This window comes from [Actinomadura] parvosata subsp. kistnae, assembly GCF_900323885.1.
Classification (GTDB): domain Bacteria; phylum Actinomycetota; class Actinomycetes; order Streptosporangiales; family Streptosporangiaceae; genus Nonomuraea; species Nonomuraea composti.
The window spans coordinates 290,766-311,437 of sequence record NZ_OOHJ01000022.1 but is presented as its reverse complement, the minus strand read 5'-3'; the positions used below and the strand labels follow the sequence as shown (position 1 = coordinate 311,437).

Genomic DNA, 20,672 nt, shown 5'->3' with positions numbered 1-20,672 from the left:
ACGGCTTGGCGAGGCCGTTCGCGCGGTGTTCAAGTGCGCCACCTGGCGTCTAACCTCCGCGTGTGGGCATTCGCATAGTCATCGCCGACGATCAGGCGATGGTCAGGGCCGGGCTGCGCATGGTCGTCGAGAGCGACCCCGGCATGGAAGTCGTCGGGGAGGCGGCCGACGGGCGCGAGGCCGTCGCCGTGGCCAGGCGCGCCCGGCCGGACATCGTCCTCATGGACATCTCGATGCCCCGGCTCGACGGGCTGGCCGCGGCCAGGGAGCTGCTCGACACCCCGGCGCCGCCGAAGGTCATCACGCTGACCACGTTCGACACCGACGAGAACCTCTACGCCGCGCTGCGCGCCGGCACCAGCGGGTTCCTGCTGAAGGTGTCGCCGCCGGAGCAGCTGCTGGAGGCGATCAGGGTGGTGCACGCCGGTGACGCGCTGCTCGACCCGGCCGTGACGAGCCGGGTGATCGCCACGTTCGCGGGCCGCGCCGAGCCGGTGCCGTCGCCGGCGCTGGCCGAGCTGACGCCGCGCGAGCTGGAGGTGCTGCGGCTGCTGGCGCGCGGCCTGACCAACGCGGAGATCGCCAGGGACCTGTTCGTGGGGGAGGCCACGGTCAAGACGCACGTGGCGCGGGTGCTGATGAAGCTGTCGCTGCGCGATCGGGCGCAGGCCGTCGTGTTCGCGTACGAGACGGGTGTCGTCCGCCCTGGGGCGGCCTAGCCGGGAGGGACTAGCGGGGCAGGCCGGGTATGTGTGTATATTTTCCTGCGTAAGGCGGCAGATGCAGGAGAAATTTCATGCGATCGTTCCCCCGGGTCCTGTTCGACGAGGCTCACAACGAGTCGTGGACCATCCGGCGCGAGCTGGCCGAGTCCGTCAACCCCGCCCATCCCGACGACACCAGCTACGCCCGCGCGGCCGGGCTGCTGCGGCACCTGGGGCACACGGTCACCGCCCACACGGCCGGCCCGCTCGGCCCCGAGACGCTGGCCGAGCAGGACGTCCTCGTGATCGCGCACCCCTCCGACGAGCGGTGGGAGCGCACCACCGGGCAGGGCAGCCCCGTCTTCACCGCCGCCGAGCTGGACGCCGTCGAGGCGTTCGTGGCGGGCGGCGGCGGCCTGGTCGTGCTGGCCGAGGAGGAGCAGGACAAGTACGGCAACAACCTGCGCGAGCTGCTCGCGCGGTTCGGGGTGGACGTCCGGCACACCACCGTGCGCGACCCGCGTCACGCGCACCAGGGCGTGGCGACCTGGGTGCTGGGGGAACGTTCCAGCGGCTCCGGGCTGCTGGCCGGGGTGCGCACGGCCTGCTTCTACCGCGCGGGCACGCTCGTCGCCGACGGGGCGGACGTGCTCTTCGCCACCTCTGCCGACGCCGACCCGGCCGGCGAGCCGCTGGCCGTCGCGTTGCGGCACGGGCGGGGGCGGGTCGTCGTGTTCGCCGACTCCGACCTGTTCGGCGACGACTCCATCGAGGACCACGACCACCGCGCCCTCTGGCGCAACGTCGTCACCTGGGCCGCCAGGCTCCCCGGCGACGACGACCGCACGGGCGCGGCCCGCGAAGCCGTGGACAGTGACGGCAAGGCGGCGCTGTTCGCCCGCCTGAAGGCGGCTGTCGAGGAGTTGCGGCCGCTCCAGGTCAAGGACGGCTCGGTGCCGGCGGAGTCGAAGGGCCGGGCCAAGGAGCTGGTGGCGGAGATCGCCGACAGGGTGGGCGAAATATCGCCATATTTCCCCCACGATGCCGCCTACCTCCAGGCCGTCCAGGCGGACCTGACCAAGTGGGCGGAGCAGGACCTCGGCGTGCCCGACTTCCTCGACTCGCTCGACCTCTTCCACCCCGACACCCAGCGCGTCGACGGCCTGGAGCACGTCGTGGTGTTCCCCATGTACACCCAGAACGGCAACCCGTCCCGCAACCTCGAAGCCGTCTGGATCCGCACCATCTGGCCCGCCTGGCTGGCCGAGCTGGAGGCGGGCGGCTACGACAACCCGATGTTCGTGCCGATCGCGTTCGAGGACTTCACCTCCGGCTACGACACCCACTCGGCCGTGCTCTTCCCGGAGACGGTGGCGGTGCGGCAGGCGCCGGCGCGGTTCACCTGGGGCGGGATCTTCGCCGACCGCGAGGCCGCCAGGTTCCGGCGGGTGGCCGGCGCCGCCGTCGAGACGCTGCGGCTGGACCTGCCGCCGGACGCCGAGCGGCTGCTGGCCTCGCAGCGGCTGGCGCAGGACACGTTCGTGCTGTGGGACCTGGTGCACGACCGCACGCACAGCCACGGCGACCTGCCGTTCGACCCGTTCATGATCAAGCAGCGGATGCCGTACTGGCTGTACGCGCTGGAGGAGCTGCGCTGCGACCTGACCGCGTTCGGCGAGGCCGTCGAGCTGGAGCGGCGCGGGGTGCCGTACGCCCGCTACGTCCAGCTCGCGATCCTGTTCGACCGGCTCTTCCGGTTCCCCGTGACGGGGGAGCGGGTGCGCAACTACGACGGGCTGGGCGGCCAGCTCCTGTTCGCCTACCTGCACCGCAACGACATCGTGCGCTGGACCGACAACCGGCTCTCGATCGACTGGGAGCGGGTCGCGGACGGGGTGGCCGACCTGCGCGGGGAGGTCGAGAAGCTGTACCGCGACAGCATCGACCGCTCCAAGCTGGCGCACTGGCTGGCCGCGTACGAGCTGGTGAGCGCGTACGTGGCCGCGCACCCGGCCTCGACCTGGGCCAAGGGCGTGGCGGCGCTGCCGGAGGAGCAGAAGGCCAAGGTGGACGCGGTGCTGCCGGACGAGTTCCCGCTCAGCATGTTCTACGAGGCACTGCGCCGTAAGCTGACGGACGTGGTCGAATCGACTAAGGGACTCCGAGCATGATCATTTTGGTGACCGGGGCCGGCGGGCCTACCGGTGAGGCCGTGTCCGGATATTTCCGGAAACTGGGTCACACGGTGATCGGCGTGGACAAGCAGGACGTGGACCTGCTCGACCGCGCCGCCGTCCAAGACCTGGCCGACCGCGTCGAGCGCGAGCACGGCCGCGTGGACGGCGTGGTGCACCTGGTGGGCGGCTGGCGCGGCGGCGCCTCGTTCGCCGAGACCAGCCTCGACGACTGGGACGTCCTGCACGACCTGCTGATCCGCACCCTCCAGCACGTCTCGCTGGCCTTCGAGCCGCTGCTGCGCCGCAGCGACAACGGCCGCTTCGTGATCGTCTCCGCCCAGGCGGCACAGCAGCCGAGCGCCGGCGGCGCCGTCTACGCGGCGGCCAAGGCGGCGGCGGAGGCGTGGACGCTCTCCCTGGCCGACGCGCTCAAGGGCACCTCCAGCGCGGCGACCATCCTCGTCGTCAAGGCCCTGGTCAACGACGCGATGCGGGCCGCCGAGCCGCACCGCCGCTTCCCCGGCTTCACCGACGTCAACGACCTGGCGGCGGCCATCGGCGGCCTCTACGACCGGCCCGCCGAGCAGATCAACGGCACACGATTGGACCTCACTTCTTGAACCCCCGGCACGACCCCCGGCTCAAGGCGTTCGCCAGCGACAACTACGCCGGGGTGCACCCCGAGATCCTCCAGGCCATCGTCTCGGCCAACGGCGGCCACCAGACCGCCTACGGCGACGACGTCTACACCGAGGCCATGCAGGAGGTCTTCCAGCGGCACTTCGGCGAGCAGGCGCGGGCGTGGCCGGTGTTCAACGGCACCGCCGCCAACGTCGTCTCCCTGCGCTCCATGACCGCGCAGTGGGAGGCGGTCATCTGCGCCGAGAGCGCCCACATCAACACCGACGAGGGCGGCGCCCCCGAGGTGGCGGGCGGCATCAAGCTGCTCACCGTCCCGACGCCCGACGGCAAGCTCACCCCCGAGCTGATCGACCGGCAGGCGTGGGGCTTCGGCGACGTGCACCGCGCCCAGCCGAAGGTGGTCTCGATCTCCAACACCACCGAGCTCGGCACCGTCTACACCGCCGAGGAGATCGCCGCGATCTGCGCGCACGCCCACGACCTGGGCCTGCTCGTGCACCTCGACGGCTCCCGGCTGACCAACGCCGCCGCCGCGCTCGACGTCCCCATGCGGGCGCTGACCACCGACGCCGGCGTGGACGTCCTCTCCTTCGGCGGGACGAAGATCGGCCTCATGTACGGCGAGGCCGTCGTCGTGCTCAACCCCGACGCCGCCACCGGCGTCGAGTACCTGCGCAAGACGTTCATGCAGCTGTCGTCGAAGATGCGGTTCGTCTCGGCGCAGTTCGAGGCGCTGCTCGCGGGCGACCTGTGGCTGCGCAACGCCCGCCGGGCCAACGAGATGGCGCGGCGGCTGGCCGAGGCGGTCGGGCGCATCCCGGGCGTGCGGGTGGCCAGGACGGTCGAGGCCAACGCCGTGTTCGCGGTGCTGCCCGAGGACGTGGCCGCGCGGCTGCGCAAGCGGTTCAGGTTCTACGACTGGACGGACGGGGAGGTGCGGTGGATGTGCGCGTTCGACACGACGGAGGAGGACGTGGACGCGTTCGCGGCCGCCCTCGCCGAGGAGATGGCCGACACCCGCCGCTGACGATCGACGGCAGGGGGCGCAGGGTCAGGCGGGCGGCCTGCTAACGGACGGGGTGGCAGGGCGCCCGCTAACGGACGGGGTGGCGCAGCGCCAGGCGGGCGGCCTGCCAGCCGCCCATGCCGTGCACGCTCGGCCCCGGCGGCGTCGAGGACGAGCAGAGGAACACCCCCGGCAGCGGCGTGCGCCACGGGGCGGGCGACCAGACGGGGCGGCGCAGGAACTGCGTCAGGCTGGTCAGCCCGCCGCCGAGGTCGCCGCCCACCAGGTTGGGGTTGTCCGCCTCCAGCGCCGCCGGACCCATGGCGTGCCTGGCCAGCACCCGGTCGCGGAAGCCCGGGGCGTACCGCTCGATCTGGGTCTCGATGGCGTCGGTCAGGTCGGCGCCACAGCCGTGGGGGACGTGGCAGTAGGCGTACAGCGTGTGCCCGCCGCGCGTCGGGTCGGCCGCGTACGGCTGGACGAGCAGCACGTACGGCCGGGGCGAGACCCGCCCGGCCGTCGTCTCGGCCTCGCTGAGCGCGATCTCCTCCAGCGTGCCGCCCAGGTGCACGGTGCCCGCCGAGGCCACGGCGGGATCGCGCCACGGCACGGGGCCGTCGAGCGCCCAGTCCATCTTGAACACGCCGGGCCCGTAGCGGTAGCGCTCCAGCCGCCGCCGGTAGCCGGCCGGCAGGTCGGCCATCGCGAGCAGCTGCCGGGGCGTCACGTCGAGCACGACGATCGGCGCGTCGAGCCCGGCCAGCCGCCGCACCCGGTGCCCGGCCACCGCCTCGCCGCCCAGCGACCTGAGCTCGGCCACGAGCGCGTCGGCCAGCACCTGCGAGCCGCCCCGCACGACCGGCCAGCCCACCAGGTGGGCCAGCGTCGACAACACCAGCCCGTAGCCGGCCGAGACGGGGGCGCGCAGGTCGAGCATGGAGTGGGCGGACATGCCGGCGAGCAGCGCCCGCGCCTCGGCGGTGCGGAAGGCGGCGCGGGCGAACGTGGTGGCGGGCAGCGCCGCCGCCGCCGCGAACCTGGCCGCCTGCGCGAACACGCGAGGCCGGGCCGGCCACGGCCCCAGCGGCTTGAGCAGCAGGTCGACCAGCGGCAACCCGGCCCGCACCGCCGCCCCCACCGTGCCGAGCCACGCGCCCCGGTCGCGGCCCAGCCCGGCGGCGGTGCGCCGCACGTCGCGGTGCACGAGCACGGCCGGCCGCCCGTCGAGCGGATGCGCGGCGGCCACGGGAGCGTGGGCGAACTCGACGCCCTTGAGCGGGCCCAGCTCGCGGAAGGCGGGAGAGGCCAGCGCCATCGCCATCACGGTCGCGCCCAGGTCGTGCACTTGCCCCGGCAGCGTCACCTCGCCGGACCGCAGCCCGCCGCCGAACCGCTCGGCCGCCTCCAGCAGCAGCACCTCGCGCCCGGCGCGGGCCAGCAGGACCGCCGCCATCAGGCCGTTCGGCCCGGAGCCCACGACGACCGCGTCGGCGCCCACCGTCACTGGCTCTTCAGGATGGACGGGTAGGGCTGCGCCCCGCGCTGCTTGAGCAGCTCCGTCATGAGCTTGATCTCCCCGCTCTGCCCGTCGACGATCTTCTGCGCCATGCTGACCACCTCGCTGCGCGTGGACAGCTTCAGCAGCCCCTCGGCCATCTGCACGCCGCCTTCATGGTGGCGGATCATGAGCTGCAGGAACAGCACCTCGGCCTGCGTGCCCTGCGCCTGTTTCAGCTTGGTCAGCTCGTCGGGAGAGGCCATGCCCGGCATGGACCCCGAAGCGCCGGGCGTCGCGGACGGGGCGGCGGCGCCGTGCCCGTGGCCGCTCATCCAGGCCATCGGCCGCTGGTCGGTCGCCTGGCTCAGCTGCCACTGCTGCAACCAGCCCAGGAACATGCCGCGCTGGTTGGCCTGGGTGTTGATGATGTCGAAGGCCAGGTTCCTGATCTCCCTGGCGGGGCCCTTGTCCCTGATGATGAACGCCATGTCGACGGCCTGCGCGTGATGCGCGGCCATGTCGCGGGCGAACCCGGCCTCGGGCGAGGCGTCGCCGGGCGTGCCGTCGCGGCCGAACAGCAGGAACGCGGCCACGGCGAGCACCAGCACGCCGCAGACGATCAGAACGGGTTTCCTCACCGGCTTTTCCATGGCCGCTCCAGCGTACCCACCTGCGGGCCCATAGGTGAGCGGGGCCGTGATCGGACCCTTATGCCGCTCTTATTCTCCGCATACGCCCGGAGGGCATAGGGTGACCCGGAGTTGGTACGCCGATGGAGGAGCGATGACGAAGGAGAAGGCGCAGGCGAGGCGCGAGCACCTGCAGAAGTTGCGGGCCGAGCAGAAGCGCAAACAACGCCGCGCCGCACTGCTGATGTGGGGCACGGGCGGGCTCATCATCGTGGTGCTCGTCGGCGTGGTCGGCTTCTACCTGGTCAACCAGGCCAGGCAGACCTCGCTGGACGCCGTGACCAGCGTGAAGTACGAGGCCGGCCAGCACGTGTGGAAGAGCGTCTCGTACAAGGAGACGCCGCCGGTGGGCGGTGAGCACAACAACTACTGGCAGCAGTGCGCGATCTACGACAAGCCGATCCACAACGAGCACGCCGTGCACTCGCTGGAGCACGGCGCGGTCTGGATCACCTACCGGCCCGACCTGCCCAAGGCGCAGATCGACAAGCTGAAGGAGGTCGCCTCCTCCACGGGCCAGCAGGACTACATGCTCATGAGCCCGTTCCCCAACCTGCCGTCCCCGATCGTGATCTCCTCCTGGGGGCACCAGCTCAAGCTGACCGACCCGGCCGACCCCAAGATCGGGGCGTTCATCAAGCGCTACCAGAACGGGCCCGACACGCCCGAGCCGGGCGCCACCTGCGGCGGTGACGACGCGATCACCACCACGGCCGACCAGGCGCCGCTGCCGCCCGAGCCCACGGGCCAGCCGCAGACGCCGATGGAGACCCTGGCCCCGTCGGCCAGCCCGTCGCAGCAGCAGTAACCGGACGAGCGCGTCAGGGCCCGGCCCCCGCCGGGCCCTGACGCGTTTCTTCATAAGGTCAGGCTCCGCCGATGAGCAGGCCGTGGCGGGCACGGGCGAACTCCTCGAACGAGATGCGCCCGTCGCCGTCGGTGTCGGCCTCGGCGAAGACGGTGGCGAGGTCGGTGCCCGGCCGGCTCCACAGCGAGCGGAACTCCTCGGAGCTGATCCGACCGTCGCCGTCGCGGTCGGCCAAGGTGAACGTGGCCCTGGAGATGGGCGCCAGCACCGCCTCCAGCGCGCCGGTGCGGACCAGGATCTCGAAGGAGCGGACGTACTCCTCCTTGCTGATCCGCCCGTCGCGGTCGGTGTCCAGGGCGCGGGCGTGGGTGTCCCAGGCGTTGAGGAACGCGTCGATGACCGCCTCGCCGTCGGGCGTGTCCGGCCGCACGCCGGTCCGCTGCAGCCGCTGCTGGGCCAGCGCCATGTAGTCGTACCGGGTCAGGAAGCCGTCGCCGTCGGCGTCCAGGTCGTCGAAGTTGCGCTCGGCGCTCTCACGGAAGGTCGGCAAGGACATCACCACTCCGTCCATTACGGTGAGTAGCTGATCGCTACTTAGCGTAACTCCTGGGTCACGGGATGCCCAGAGGCACGGCAAAAACGGCCGGTCAGGCGAGCACGTCCGCGGGCGCCGTCCACTCCAGCCCGTGCGCCTCGGCGACCGGCCGGCTCGTCAGGCGGCCCTCGTGCGTGTTCAGGCCGAGCGCCAGCGCCGGGTCGGCGCGCATCGCGCGCTGCCAGCCCAGGTCGGCGATCGCCAGCGCGTAGGGGAGCGTCACGTTCGTCAGCGCGAACGTCGAGGTGTGCGGCACCGCCCCCGGCATGTTGGCCACGCAGTAGAAGAGCGACTCGTGCACCCGGTACGTCGGCTCCTCGTGCGTGGTCGGCCGCGAGTCGGCGAAGCAGCCGCCCTGGTCGATCGAGATGTCCACCAGCACCGAGCCCGGCTTCATCCGGCTGACCAGGTCGTTGCTCACCAGCTTCGGCGCCTTGGCGCCCGGCACGAGCACCGCGCCGATGACCAGGTCCGCCTCCAGCACCGCGCGCTCGATCTCCAGCGTGTTGGAGGCGACGGTCTGGCAGTGGCCCTGGTAGATCACGTCGGCCTGGCGCAGCTTGTCGATGTTCATGTCGAGCAGCACCACCTCGGCCTGCATGCCGAGGGCGATGGCGGCGGCGTTCATGCCGGAGACCCCGGCCCCGATCACCACGACGTGCGCCGCGCGCACCCCGGACACGCCGCCCATGAGCACGCCCCTGCCGCCCGCCGAGCGCATCAGGTGGTAGGCGCCCACCTGCGGCGCCAGCCGCCCCGCCACCTCCGACATGGGCGCCAGCAGCGGCAGCGCGCCGTTCGGCGTCTGCACCGTCTCGTAGGCGACCGCGGTGCAGCCCGACTCCAGCAGCGCCCGCGTGCAGGCGGGCGAGGCCGCCAGATGCAGGTACGTGAACAGCACCAGCCCCTTGCGCAGCCGGTGGTACTCCTCCGCCTCCGGCTCCTTGACCTTCATCACCAGGTCGGCGGCGCCCCACAGCTCGTCGGCGTCGGGGACCAGCACGGCCCCCGCCGCGGCGAAGTCGCCGTCGGGAATGGCGGAGCCGGCGCCGGCGTCGCGCTCGACCAGGACCTGATGGCCGTGGCGGACGAGCTCGTGCACCCCCGCGGGGGTCAGCGCCACTCGGTATTCGCTGTTCTTGACCTCTCGGGGCACACCGACTTTCATGCCGTCACTCTTCCCGGCGAACGGAGGTTTCCTCCTCCATTCTTCCTCCGGTCTCGCCGTCGGGCGCGGATCGTCCGGCGGATTACCCCGCTGCGCCTTCTCCTCGATAGGCTCACCGGCAGCCCGAACGTCAGAATGGGATCGTCATCGATGGACAAGCCGGAAGAGCCGCCAGCCGCGGACCCGGGGGAGCCGACCGCCAGCAGACTCACCACCATCGTGCTGATCGTCTCGCTGGTGCTCGTCGTGCTCATCGCAGGCGTGCTCGGCACGGTCGCCGTCCTGATGACCAGGAGCCCCGACACGCCGCTGTTAGGCGGCGCGCCCCCGCGCTACCTGTCCGTGCCCATCCACTTCGCTCCCGTCAGGGAGACCAAGCCCGCGCCGTGCCCCGGCGACCCCGCCGTGCTCGACCAGGCGCAGACCACCTGCTACCTGCTGGAGGACGGCGTCACGATCAGCGCCGTGCAGCGCATCGAGTCGCTGCGCGAGGACGACGGCCTGTACTCCGTGCGCATCGCGGTCGCGCCGGCGTTCAAGGACAAGCTCGCCCAGCTCATCGACGAGCTGGCGCCCGCGCAGGAGCCGGTCGCGATCGTGCTCGCGCCCTCCCAGGCCGACCAGCCCAAGACGGTGCTCGCCGCGCCCATCGTGACCCAGCCGATGGACGGCGACAGCGTGAGCATCGCCGGCTTCACCAAGCAGGACGCCGAAGCGCTGGTGGCCCGCCTGCTGGGCACCTCGCCGAGCCCCGGCACCGGCACCACGCCGCCCCCCGGCCAGCCCACGACCCCGCAGACCGGCCCGCCCGCCACACCCCCGACCAGCGGCCCGACCAGTGGTCCTACAGGCGGGCCCACTGGTGGCCCCACTGGTGGCCCTACTGGTGGCACTGTCGGCACGCCGGGCACGCAGCAGACCGGCACCGGCACGACCGGCACCACGGCACCCGCCACCGGCGGGCGGGGCGGGCTCGACAAGCGGTACGCGAGCTGCAAGGAGGCCGTGGCGGCCGGCGACGGGCCCTACTACAAGGGCACGCACGAGGAGTACTCCTGGTACACCGACGTCGACAACAACGGCGTGGCCTGCAACAGCGGCGACATCCGCTAGGCGAACAGCTCCTCCAGCCAGTCGATGCCGAAGTAGGCCAGGAAGACCAGCGAGACCACCCACAGCAGCCAGGGGATCTCCGAGAAGTGCCCCCTGACCGCCTTGATGAGCGTGTAGACGATCACGCCGGCGCCCACGCCGTTCGTGATCGAGTACGTGAACGGCATCAGCGCGATCGTCAGGAACGCCGGCACGGCCAGCTCCAGGTCGTCCCACGGGACGTTCCTGCTCTGCATCATCATCAGCGCCCCGACCAGCACCAGCGCCGGCGCGGCCGCGGCGGCCGGCACCACCGCCGCCAGCGGCGTGAACAGCAGCGTCAGCCCCAGCAGCGCGCCCGTCACCACGCTGGCCAGGCCGGTGCGCGCGCCCTCGCCGACGCCGGCGGCCGACTCGACGAAGACGGTGTTGGCCGAGGCGCTGGCCGCGCCGCCCACCATGCCGGCCACGCCGTCCACGGTCAGGATGCGGCCCAGGCGCGGCACCCGGCCCTGCGCGTCCACGAGGCCGGCCTCGTCGCTGACGCCGATGATCGTCCCCATGGCGTCGAAGAAGCCCGACAGGACCAGCGTGAACAGCACCACCGTGGCCGTCAGCGCCCCCGCCCGGACGAACCCGCCGAACAGGTCGAAGTGCCCCACCAGCCCGAAGTCCGGCGCCGCGACCAGCGACTCGGGCACGCGCGGCGCGACCACGCCCCAGGAGGCCGGGTCGATGGTGGTGACGGTGTTGACCAGGATGGCCAGGGCCGCGGTCACGGCGATGCTGATGAGGATGGCGGCCGGGACGCGCCGCACGTACAGGAGGATCATCAGGAGCAGGCCGAAGCAGAAGACCGCGACCGGCCAGCCGGTGAGGTGCCCGGTCGCGCCGAGCTGCACCGGCGTGCCCGAGCCGGACGCGACGAAGCCCGCGTCCACCAGGCCGATCAGCGCGATGAACAGGCCGATCCCCACGCTGATCGCGTGCTTGAGCGCCAGCGGGATCGCGTTCATGATCAGGGTGCGCAGGCCCGTGACCGCCAGCACGATGATCACGAAGCCTTCCAACACGACCAGGCCCATGGCCTGCGCCCACGTCATGTGCGGGGCCGCCTGGTAGGCGACGACCGCGTTCAGGCCGAGCCCGGCGGCCAGGCCGAACGGCGCGTTGCCGACGAACGCCATCAGCAGCGTCGAGATCGCCGCGGCCAGCGCCGTGGAGGTGGTCAGCTCGCCGATCGACAGCCGGGCGCCCGTGACGTCCTTGGCGCCCGCGAGGATGATCGGGTTGAGCAGGATGATGTAGGCCATGGCCATGAACGTGGTGAGCCCGCCACGCACCTCACGGCCGACGGTGGTGCCCCGCCCCGTCAGCTCGAAGAATCTGTCGAGCACCGCCATTCCCCCCGTCGTGATCAGGGGGAATGCCGGGTTGCCTACCCCGCGGGGGCGGGGTTACGCCTTCTCGTGGCGGCCGTGACCCACCAGCGCGACGAACTCGTCCAGCTTGATCGTGCCGTCGCCGTCGCTGTCGGCCGACCGGATGAACGCCTCGATCTCGGCCTCGGACGCGCCCTGCCCGCCCAGCGCCTCGTTCGCCTGCCTGATCTCGTCGGCGGTCAGCAGGCCGTCGCCGTCGGTGTCGAAGCGCCTGAACTCCGCCTCCGCCGCCTCGCGCGCGCTTGCCATCGGATGCCCCCTTGTCTAGCCCTTGTCATACCAGGCCCTGTCCCGGTGGGTCGCTGACCTGCGAGGCCGCAGGGGCGGAATGAGCCTGGCCCTTGTCGAACAAGGCGATATCTTCCGGCCTAATCGGAACGCGAGTCAACCGAAGTCCCGTAGCCGCTCTGACGGCGGCGGCGATGGCCGGGGTGGAGGACAGGGTCGGGGGCTCGCCGGCGCCCCGGAGCCCGTACGGGGCGGCCGGGTCGGGATTCTCCAGAACCTTGAGGTTCATGGGCGGCATGTCGAGGATGGTGGGGATGAGGTAGTCGGTGAACGACGGGTTGAGCACGCGCCCGTCCCGGACCTGGATCTCCTCCATGAGCGCCAGCCCGAGCCCCTGCGCGGAGCCGCCGTGGATCTGCCCCTCCAGCGCCTGCGGGTTCAGCACCCGCCCGACGTCCTGCACCGCCGCCAGCTCCACCACCTTCACCAGCCCGAGCTCCACGTCCACGTCCACGACCGCCCGGTGCACGCACAGCGCGAGCTGCGTGTGCGAGTCGCCCTGCCCGGTCAGCGGGTCCATGGGGTACGTCGGCCGGTGCCGGTACTCGCGCGTCTCCTCGATCGGCCCGAACCGGGCCAGCGCCTCCTCCGGCGGCAACCCCTCGAACCGCTTGCGCACCGCCTCGCAGGCGGCCTTGACCGCGCCGCCCGTGACGTACGACTGCCGCGAGGCCGACGACGAGCCCGCCGAGCCGACGGAGGTGTCGGCGGTGGCGACGGTGACGTTCCGGATGCCGAGCTCGGTGCGGGCGATCTGGGCCTGCACGGTCACCAGGCCCTGCCCCACCTCGGCGGCGGCGGTGTGCACGGTGACGTGCGGCTCGCCGCCGATCAGCTCGGCCCGCACCCGGGCGGTGGAGTAGTCGTCGAAGCCCTCGGAGAAGCAGATGTTCTTGATGCCGACGCCGTAGCCGACGCCGCGCCGTACCGACTCGCCGTGCGTGGTCTGGGAGACGCCGCCGGGCAGCCCGCGCAGGTCGTCGCCGGTCCTCTCGGGCGGGAGCGGCATGGCTTCCAGGTCGCGCAGCATCTCCGCGAGCGGCGCCGGCGCGTCGATCACCTGCCCGGTGATCAGCCGGGAGCCCTGGGAGACGGCGTTGCGCACCCGGATCTCGACCGGGGACAGGCCGCACGCCTCCGCCAGCCGGTCCATCTGCGACTCGTAGGCGTAACACGCCTGCACCGCGCCGAAGCCGCGCATCGCGCCGCACGGCGGGTTGTTGGTGTAGACGCCGGTGGCGTCCACGCGCACGTTCGGCACCTCGTACGGGCCCACGCCCAGCGACGCCGCGTTGCCCACCACGGCGGGGGAGGAGGAGCAGTAGGCGCCGCCGTCGAGCAGGATGTCGGCCTTGACGTAGACCAGCCTGCCGTCGCGGGTGGCGCCGTGCTCGTACCGCATCAGGGCCGGATGGCGGTGCACGTGGCCGAAGAACGACTCCTCGCGCCCGTACACGATCTTGACGGGCCGGTTCAGGCGCAGCGCCAGCATGCAGGCGTGCACCTGCATCGACAGGTCCTCGCGGGCGCCGAACGCGCCGCCGACGCCCGCCAGCGTCAGGCGCACCTTGTCCGGCGGCAGGCCGAGGCAGGGCGCGAGCTGGTCGCGGTCCACGTGCAGCCACTGGGTGGCGATGTAGAGGTCCACGCCGCCGTCCTCGGCGGGCACCGCCAGGCCGGACTCGGGGCCGAGGAACGCCTGGTCCTGCATGCCGACCTCGTACTCGCCGGTCACGACGACCTCGGCCTCGAACGTGTCGCCGCGGCGTACCGGCTGGTGGCGCACGAAGTGCTGCGACCGGCGGGGGTCGGTGATGGCGGGGCGGGGCTCGTACTCGACGACGATGGCCGCCGCCGCCCTGCGGGCCGTCTCCGGATGGTCGGCCGCCACCAGCGCGACCGGCTCGCCCTGGTAACGCACCTGGTCGATGGCCAGCACCGGCTGGTCCTTGTGCTCCAGGCCGTAGTACTTCTCGCCCGGCACGTCCTCGTGCGTCAGCACCGCCCGCACGCCGGGGATGCGCAGCGCGGGGCTCACGTCGATCGAGCGCAGCCACGCCGACGGGTGCGGGCTGCGCAGCGTCGCGCCCCACACCATGCCGTCCAGCCACAGGTCGGAGGCGTAGGCGAACTCGCCGGTCACCTTCAGCGTGGCGTCGGGCCGCCGCGCGCTCTCCCCGACACCGTGAAGGACCGCGTCAGACGTCTGCGTCATCCTCCGAGTAGAGCACCGCGCCCGCCGCCGGCCTATCCGCGCGACGTCAAATCGCGGTCATCGGATGAAACCTGCGGCTTGTACATTCCTACAGGTGCGCATCTCCGACCTGCTGGCCATCGACGATCTGCGCCTGAGGCTGCTCACCGGCGACCCGGCCCGCGAGTTCAGCACCGTGCACATCACCGACCTGCCCGAGCCCGGCCGCTACCTGGGCGGCGGCGAGCTGGTGCTGACCGGGCTGATGTGGTGGCACGAGCCCGGCGACTCCGCCCGCTTCGTGGCCGCGCTGGCCGAGGCCGGGGTGGCCGCGCTCGGCGCCGGGCAGGCGTGGCTCGGCCACGTGCCCGACGACCTGGTGGCCGCCTGCGCCGACGCCGGGCTGCCGCTGCTGGAGGTGCCGGTCGAGGTCTCGTTCAGGACGCTGGCCGAGACGGTCGTGCCCCGCCTGGCCGGTGACGTGCGCGACGCGCTCGGCCGGCACCGCAGGCTCGTCGCCGCCATCGCCGAGGGCGCCGACCTGCGCGAGCTGTTCGAGCTGACCGCGGCCGAGCTGGGCGTCACCGGGGCCGTGGTGTCCGCCTCCGGCGAGGTGATCGTCGGCGCGGCCGGCGACCCGGAGCGCCTGGCCAAGGCGTACCTGACGGCGCCGCGCCTGCCGGTCAGGGTCGGCGCGCACACGATCTTCCCCGTCGGGCGCGGCCACCGCGCCGCCGGCTGGGCGCTGGTCTGCGACGGCGACCTCATGGACCGGGCCGACCTCGGCTACGAGCTGGCCGCCTGCGTCGGCCTCGAACGCAGCCGCATGGAGGAGGGCCGCAGGGTCGAGCGCCGCCTGGCCGAGCAACTCGTCATGGCCGCCCTGGGCGAGGCCGGGGTCGCCGAGCTCGACGCCAGGCTGCGGACGTGCGGGGTGGGCGCGGCGGAGCCGTACGCGATCGTGAACGTCACCGCCCCCAGGCCCGGCGCCACCCGCGGGCCCGACCCCGCCACGCTCGGCGGCCGGATCGTCGAGGAGCTGCTCGGCCGCGAGATCGTGGCGGCGGCCGGCGCGGACGCCGCGATCGCCGTCGTCCCGCTGCGCGCGGGCGCCGTCGCGGAACCGTCCGATCGGCTGCGCGCGGGCACCGGCGCGGAACCGTCCGATCGGCTGCGCGCGGGCACCACCACCGGGCCGGCCGACCGTCCTCGGGAGAGCACGACCGGTGGGCCGGCCGACCGGCTGGGCCTGGGCAGCACCGCCGAGCTGGCCGAGCGGTTGCGGGCCGGCGCGAGCGTGCTGGCCGCGCTGCCCGACACCCGCCTGTGCGTGGGCGTCAGCGGCGCGCTGAGCGGCGCCGCCGCCGTCAAGGGCGGCGTGGAGGAGGCCGGGCACGCCCGGCGCCTGGCCGAGGCCAGAGGCGGCGGGGTGGTCACCAGCGACGAGATCTACACGCACGCGCTGTTGCTGGCCACCGTGCCCGGCGACGTGCGCCGCTCGTTCGCCGCGCGGCTGCTGTCGCCGCTGCTCGACTACGACCGCAGGCACCAGTCCGAGCTGGTCCGCACGCTCGGGATCTTCCTCGACTGCGCCGGCTCGTGGAACGCCTGCGCCGAGCAGCTCCACGTGCACGTCAACACCGTGCGCTACCGGGTGCGCCGGATCGAGGAGCTGACCGGCAGGGACCTGTCCACGATGGCCGACCGCGTCGACTTCTTCCTGGCGCTCAGGGACACCGCCCCGCCCCCCTGATCACGCGTGGACCGACCGCTGGGCCAGCGCGTCGCGTTCCTCGGTGGCCCGCTGGAGCCAGTACGCGCTGCCCATCCGCTCGGCCAGCACGAGCGCCTCGATGCTGTACCGGGTGGCCTCACCGGTGCGGCCGAGCAGGCGGCAGGCGCGCGCCAGCCGGACCAGGCAGCTCACCTCGGTCATCTTCATGCCGATGGCGCGGGCCGGCTCAAGGGTGGCGGTGAGCACGGCCAGGGCCTCGTCGGGCCGGCCCAGCTCCAGCAGCACGTCCCCGCGCGCCACCGCGAACTCGGTCTGCCGCAGCGTGTCGCCCGCCTGGTCGGCCATCGCCGCGCCCTCCTCCAGCGTGCGCACGGCCTCCTCCAGCCGCCCCAGGCCGATGCAGGCCCGCGCCGCGACGAGCAGGGCGTAGCGCTCGCCCGGCCCCGACGCGATCTCGCGGGCGATCACGCGCTGGGCGAGCGCGTGCTCCAGCGCCTCCGCGCTGCGGTCCCACTTCAGCAGCGTGCCGGCCAGGTTGCCGTGCGCGCGCTGCTCGTTGAAGCGGTCACCGAGCAGCCGGGCCAGCCGCAGGTGCCCCTCGTGCTGCTCGTAACACCTGGCCCAGTCGCCCTTGAGGTACAGGCCCGTGGCCAGGTGGGCGTGCGCCTCCATGGTGATGACCTGGTCGCCGAGCCGCGCGCCCGTGGCGAGCAGCCGCTCGCCCAGCGAGATCAAGCCCGCCACCCGGTACGCGCCCTGCTGGTACCACCACAGGGCCAGGCCGATGCCCGCCCCGGCCCGGGCGATGTCGTCGTCCGGGTCCGCCATCGCCTGGTGGGCGGCGGCCAGCAGGGTCGCCTCCTCCGTCCTGAGCCAGGCGCGTGCCTCCTCCGCGCTGTCGAAGCCGCGCCCCTGGGCGTCCAGCTCCGGATACAGGCAGTGCACCCGGTGCGGATCGCTGGTGAGGGCCGCGGCCCGCGTCGACTGGGCGTAGTAGCCGATGGTCCGCTTGAGCGGGGCGATCCGCTCGCCCGGCGGCAGCAGGTCGGCGGCGAAGAGCCGGACGAGATCGTGCGGGTGGTAGCGGCCCGGCTCGCCGGGGTCGAGCAGGTGGGCGTCGCAGAGTCGTTCGAGCGCGCGCTCGACGTCGAACGGCGCGCCGCCGGACAGCGCCGTGGCCGCCTCCACGGTCACGTCCGGTACGTGCAGCAGGCCGAGCAGGGCCAGCAGGTGCGCCGCCTCGCCGTCGATGTCGCGGGCGCTGCCGTTGAGCGCGTTCCAGCTCGCCGCCAGGCTCGACCGGACGGCCAGGTCGCCCGACTCCAGCTCGCGCAGCCGGCGCCGCTCGTCGGTGAGCCGCGACGTCAGCGCGCCCACCGTCCAGTCGGGACGGTCGATCAGCCGCGCCCCGGCCACGCGCAGCGCCAGCGGGAAACCGTCGCAGAGCCTGATGAGCCGGGTGGTCTGGTCGAGCTCGGCGGCGACCCGGTCGGCGCCCACCAGCTTGGACAGCATGGCGGTGGCCTCCGCGTCGGAGAGCGGCTGCAGGCGCAGCTGCACGCAGTCGTCGCCGGCCGCCAGCGACTCCCTGCTCGTCACCAGCACCGCGACGCCCCGGGGCGCCGAGATGAACGGCTTGACCTGGGCCAGGTCGGCGGCGTTGTCGAGAACGAGGAGCAGCCGCCCGTCCTGCAGCCTGCTGCGCCACAGGGCGGCGGCCTCGTCCTCGTCCTCGGGGACGGAGCTGTCGGGCGTGCCGATGCCGCGCAGCAGCCGGCTGAAGATCTCGTGGGTGGACAGCCGGGGGACGTTCGGGGTGCCCCCGCGCAGGTTGACGTAGAGCTGCCCGTCGGGGAAGCGCTCCCGCACCAGGTGGGCGACGTGCACCGCCAGCGCCGACTTGCCGACCCCGGGCGGGCCGCAGATCACCACGAACGGGTGCGGCGGCTCGTCCCCCCACGGGTCGAGCAGGGACTTCAGCCGGACCGTCTCCCGCGTCCGGCCGACGAAGACCATGAGGTCGCCGGGAAGCTGCCGCGGGACCGTACGGGACGGGGCCGCCGGCCGTTCGTCACTGGCCAGGACCACGCCGTGCGCGCGGCGCAGGCCCTCGCCGGGGTCGATGCCCAGCTCCTCGGCCAGGGTGGAGCGGGCCTGCTCGAAGACCGTCAGCGCCTCGGCCTGGCGCCCGCAGCCGTGCAGGGCCAGCATGAGCAGCTCGTACGGGCGCTCCCGCAGGGGATGGCGGTGCACCAGGTCGTAGAGCTCGGAGAGCGCTTCCTCGGGGCGGCCGAGCCGCAGGAGGGTGTCGGCGCGGGCCTCCAGAGCCGTCAGATGGAGCTGTTCGAGGCGGGCCCGCTCGCTCTCGGCGAAGGGCCCCGGCACCCCGCTCAGCGCCGGGCCGCGCCATAAGGACAGCGCCTCGCCGAGGTCGCGTAACGCGCCGTCGAGATCGCCGGACCTGCCGCCCTGCGCCGCCGCGTCGAGCCGCGCGGCGAACACGTGCGCGTCGACTTGTGAGGGGTCGAGCCGTAACAAGTAGCCGCCCGACGAGCGGGACACCATGCTCGGCGGCTCGCGCCTGCCGCGGCCGGGCTCGAACGCCCGCCGCAAGCCCGCGATGTAGGTGTAGACGCTCTGCGTGGCACTGGCGGGAGGGGTCTCTCCCCACAGCCCTTGGATCAGCTGGCCCAGGGTGACCACGCGGCCGGCACGCGTGGCGAGCATCGCCACGATGGCCTGCTGGAGAGGCGGACCCAGATCGATCTCCGCATCACGGAACACGCCGCGGACCGGGCCCAGAAGACCGATGGTCAGATCGGCTGCCAGAGGACGCTCATGATCGTGAGTCGGATCCACGTAGGGAGCTTAGTCCCGACAGCGACGGCGCAGAGAGAGCGAAGCCGTCATATAGGGGGAATGTAGACGCGGCGACTAGGCTGGGTGCCGCGTGGGGCCGAGGTGCGGGGCCGGTCGCGCGCGCCCCGACTGATCAGCTGCTCAGGCCGGCCTGGACGACAGGTGAGGGGCCTGACAGACCCCTTACCTGCCAGACCATCGCTGTCACGAGCACGGTGTGCGGTCGTGCCCGTCGAGCCACCTCATTTCACCCGGCTCAGCAGCAGCCGATGTCCGCCGTCGCGCTCGAGAGGGAGCTCGAGAGGGAAGACGTCGAGGCACTTGCCGCCGTACCATTGCCGGCAAGGGCTACCGCGGTGCCGATCGCGGCAGCCAGGATTGACAGGGCAATGCGCATGCGCATGGGGGTTCTCCCTCGCCTATGTGGGTTGCTCGGATTTCATCTTCTCAGGGAGCGGCAGCTGTGACCACATCTGACCTAGTCGGACTCCGTATCAAGACGGTTCGGCGGCAACGCGGCCTGTCGCAGGCACAGCTGGCACATCCCGAGCTGTCGGACAGTTACGTCTCGCTGATCGAGAGCGGTAAGCGTACCCCCACCCCTGCGGTCTTGGAGCTCCTCGCCAACAAGCTCGACTGCTCGCTGTCCTACCTGATCAACGGTGTCACCGCCGAGCAGATGGAGGACATCGAGCTCGCTCTCGGCTACGCGCGGCTGGCACTCGAGAACGGCGAGGTCGCCGAGGCCCGCACCCGCTTCGCGGAGCTCCTGGGAAACAGTAACTTGGCAGGTTTGACATCGCTTCGTCAAGAAGCCGAGTTCGGCCTGGCGCTCGCCACGGAGGCCGCCGGCGATCTCACGCAGGCGATCTCCATCCTGCTCAAGCTGCGCGAGGAGGAGCTGTCGCCCGAGCGCGCCATCGAGGTGGCCGTGGCGCTGTGCCGCGCCTACCGCGAGAGCGAGCAGCTCAGCGAGGCCGTCGAGGTGGGCGAGCAGTTCCTCGGCGGCAACGCCCGCCAGCCCTGGAACGATCTGCTGGTCGAGCTGGCCGCCACGCTCCTCATGGCCTACTCCGAGCGCGGCGACATGCTGCGCGCCCGGCAGTTCGCCGCCGAGCTGCTCAACGCGGCCGACGCGCTCGGCACCCCGCGCTCCATCGTCGCGGCCAACTGGAACGCCTCCATCATCGCGCGCGTCACCGGCCACACCGACGAGGCCGTCACCTTCATCGAGCGCGCCCTGGCCGTCCAAATGGAGCACGGCAAGCCGCGCAACACCGCCCGCATGCGGCTCCAGGCCACCCGCACGCGGCTCAGGACCGGCGCCCAAGACCCGGTGAGCGCCCGCGAGACGCTCCGGGCCGCGATCACCGAGTTCGAGCAGACCTCCACCAGCACGATCGACGAGGCCACCCTCTACCTCGAGCTGGCCTGCGCCGAGTACATGAGCCACGACCTCGACAGCGCCGCCGAGCACGCGAGCACCAGCCGGAGCATGCTGCCCGCGTTCGGCCACGTGGCGGGGGCGGAGGCCAACCTGCTGCTCGCCCGCATCTACGGCGCCGTCGGCCGCGTGGAGGAGGGGCGCGAGTACGCCGCCGCCGTCGAGAGCTGGCTCTCGCCGCTGCCCGACGCCCGCCGCTCGGCCTCCCACTGGTACGCCACCGCCGAGACCATGGAGCAACTCGGCGACACCGACGGCGCCGTCGGCGCCTACCAGCGGGCGCTGGCCTGCGCGGGATTGTAGGGCCGCGTTCGCCCTGCGACGTCCGGAC

Annotated in this window: 16 protein-coding genes; 8 read left to right on the top strand and 8 right to left on the bottom strand. The window is 72.7% G+C overall.

The genetic code is table 11. The annotated features are described in order from the left end of the window. The first annotated feature begins 62 nt into the window (after positions 1-62). The 4 genes from KIS93_RS44235 to KIS93_RS44220 all read left to right on the top strand — a co-directional run bounded on the left by KIS93_RS44235 (position 63) and on the right by KIS93_RS44220 (position 4,550). Positions 63-719 (top strand): response regulator, encoded by a 657-nt coding sequence (locus KIS93_RS44235; RefSeq protein WP_080041301.1) that lies wholly within the window; start codon positions 63-65, stop codon positions 717-719. Positions 720-796: 77 nt separating this feature from the next. Continuing rightward, the gene (locus tag KIS93_RS44230; protein WP_080041300.1) at positions 797-2,875 is read left to right on the top strand and encodes a DUF6421 family protein; all 2,079 of its coding nucleotides are present in this window, start codon (positions 797-799) and stop codon (positions 2,873-2,875) included. Continuing rightward, on the top strand, positions 2,872-3,501 hold the full coding sequence (locus KIS93_RS44225; protein ID WP_080041299.1) for an SDR family NAD(P)-dependent oxidoreductase: 630 nt from the start codon (positions 2,872-2,874) through the stop codon (positions 3,499-3,501). Before KIS93_RS44230 ends, KIS93_RS44225 begins: the two co-directional genes overlap by 4 nt. Beyond that, the gene (locus KIS93_RS44220; RefSeq protein ID WP_080041298.1) at positions 3,498-4,550 is read left to right on the top strand and encodes a threonine aldolase family protein; all 1,053 of its coding nucleotides are present in this window, start codon (positions 3,498-3,500) and stop codon (positions 4,548-4,550) included. Before KIS93_RS44225 ends, KIS93_RS44220 begins: the two co-directional genes overlap by 4 nt. A gap of 67 nt (positions 4,551-4,617) precedes the next feature. Here the strand turns inward: KIS93_RS44220 and KIS93_RS44215 are convergent, their stop codons facing one another. Beyond that, positions 4,618-6,033 (bottom strand): phytoene desaturase family protein, encoded by a 1,416-nt coding sequence (locus tag KIS93_RS44215; RefSeq protein ID WP_281261998.1) that lies wholly within the window; start codon positions 6,031-6,033, stop codon positions 4,618-4,620. Further along, positions 6,030-6,665: a DUF305 domain-containing protein gene (locus KIS93_RS44210; RefSeq protein ID WP_230465427.1), complete on the bottom strand. Its 636-nt coding sequence runs from the start codon at positions 6,663-6,665 to the stop codon at positions 6,030-6,032. The genes KIS93_RS44215 and KIS93_RS44210 overlap by 4 nt, the downstream gene beginning before the upstream one ends. 145 nt (positions 6,666-6,810) lie before the next feature. Here KIS93_RS44210 and KIS93_RS44205 point away from each other — a divergent pair, with 145 nt between their 5' ends. Further along, complete coding sequence (locus KIS93_RS44205) at positions 6,811-7,524, top strand: DUF3105 domain-containing protein (protein ID WP_080041296.1); 714 nt, start codon at positions 6,811-6,813, stop codon at positions 7,522-7,524. Between the two features lie 58 nt (positions 7,525-7,582). Here KIS93_RS44205 and KIS93_RS68485 read toward each other — a convergent pair whose 3' ends face one another. Next, positions 7,583-8,080: an EF-hand domain-containing protein gene (locus KIS93_RS68485; protein ID WP_186404784.1), complete on the bottom strand. Its 498-nt coding sequence runs from the start codon at positions 8,078-8,080 to the stop codon at positions 7,583-7,585. 91 nt (positions 8,081-8,171) lie between these two features. Continuing rightward, positions 8,172-9,287: an alanine dehydrogenase gene (gene ald / locus KIS93_RS44195; protein ID WP_080041294.1), complete on the bottom strand. Its 1,116-nt coding sequence runs from the start codon at positions 9,285-9,287 to the stop codon at positions 8,172-8,174. 150 nt (positions 9,288-9,437) lie between these two features. Between ald and KIS93_RS44190 the strand changes: the two genes are divergently transcribed. Next, positions 9,438-10,400 carry an excalibur calcium-binding domain-containing protein gene (locus KIS93_RS44190; RefSeq protein ID WP_080041293.1) on the top strand — a complete coding sequence of 321 codons (963 nt, stop codon included), beginning with the start codon at positions 9,438-9,440 and terminating at the stop codon, positions 10,398-10,400. Here KIS93_RS44190 and KIS93_RS44185 read toward each other — a convergent pair. From KIS93_RS44185 to KIS93_RS44175, 3 genes are read right to left on the bottom strand one after another with little or no spacing between them, the layout of a single operon-like run. Next, on the bottom strand, positions 10,397-11,782 hold the full coding sequence (locus KIS93_RS44185) for an NCS2 family permease (RefSeq protein WP_080041292.1): 1,386 nt from the start codon (positions 11,780-11,782) through the stop codon (positions 10,397-10,399). The genes KIS93_RS44190 and KIS93_RS44185 overlap by 4 nt on opposite strands. 54 nt (positions 11,783-11,836) lie before the next feature. Continuing rightward, positions 11,837-12,070: an EF-hand domain-containing protein gene (locus KIS93_RS44180; RefSeq protein WP_080041291.1), complete on the bottom strand. Its 234-nt coding sequence runs from the start codon at positions 12,068-12,070 to the stop codon at positions 11,837-11,839. A 25-nt stretch (positions 12,071-12,095) separates the two neighbouring features. Next, on the bottom strand, positions 12,096-14,324 hold the full coding sequence (locus KIS93_RS44175; protein ID WP_230465426.1) for a molybdopterin cofactor-binding domain-containing protein: 2,229 nt from the start codon (positions 14,322-14,324) through the stop codon (positions 12,096-12,098). A 94-nt stretch (positions 14,325-14,418) separates the two neighbouring features. Here KIS93_RS44175 and KIS93_RS44170 point away from each other — a divergent pair, with 94 nt between their 5' ends. Further along, positions 14,419-16,056: a helix-turn-helix domain-containing protein gene (locus tag KIS93_RS44170; RefSeq protein ID WP_080041290.1), complete on the top strand. Its 1,638-nt coding sequence runs from the start codon at positions 14,419-14,421 to the stop codon at positions 16,054-16,056. On the opposite strand, the gene KIS93_RS44165 is transcribed toward KIS93_RS44170, so the two are convergent. Continuing rightward, the gene (locus tag KIS93_RS44165) at positions 16,057-18,822 is read right to left on the bottom strand and encodes an AfsR/SARP family transcriptional regulator (RefSeq protein ID WP_080041289.1); all 2,766 of its coding nucleotides are present in this window, start codon (positions 18,820-18,822) and stop codon (positions 16,057-16,059) included. A 538-nt stretch (positions 18,823-19,360) separates the two neighbouring features. On the opposite strand from KIS93_RS44165, the gene KIS93_RS67840 reads away from it, so the two are divergent. Further along, entirely contained in the window at positions 19,361-20,644 is a 1,284-nt protein-coding gene (locus KIS93_RS67840; RefSeq protein ID WP_080041287.1) for a helix-turn-helix domain-containing protein, read from the top strand. The last annotated feature ends 28 nt before the right edge of the window (positions 20,645-20,672 follow it).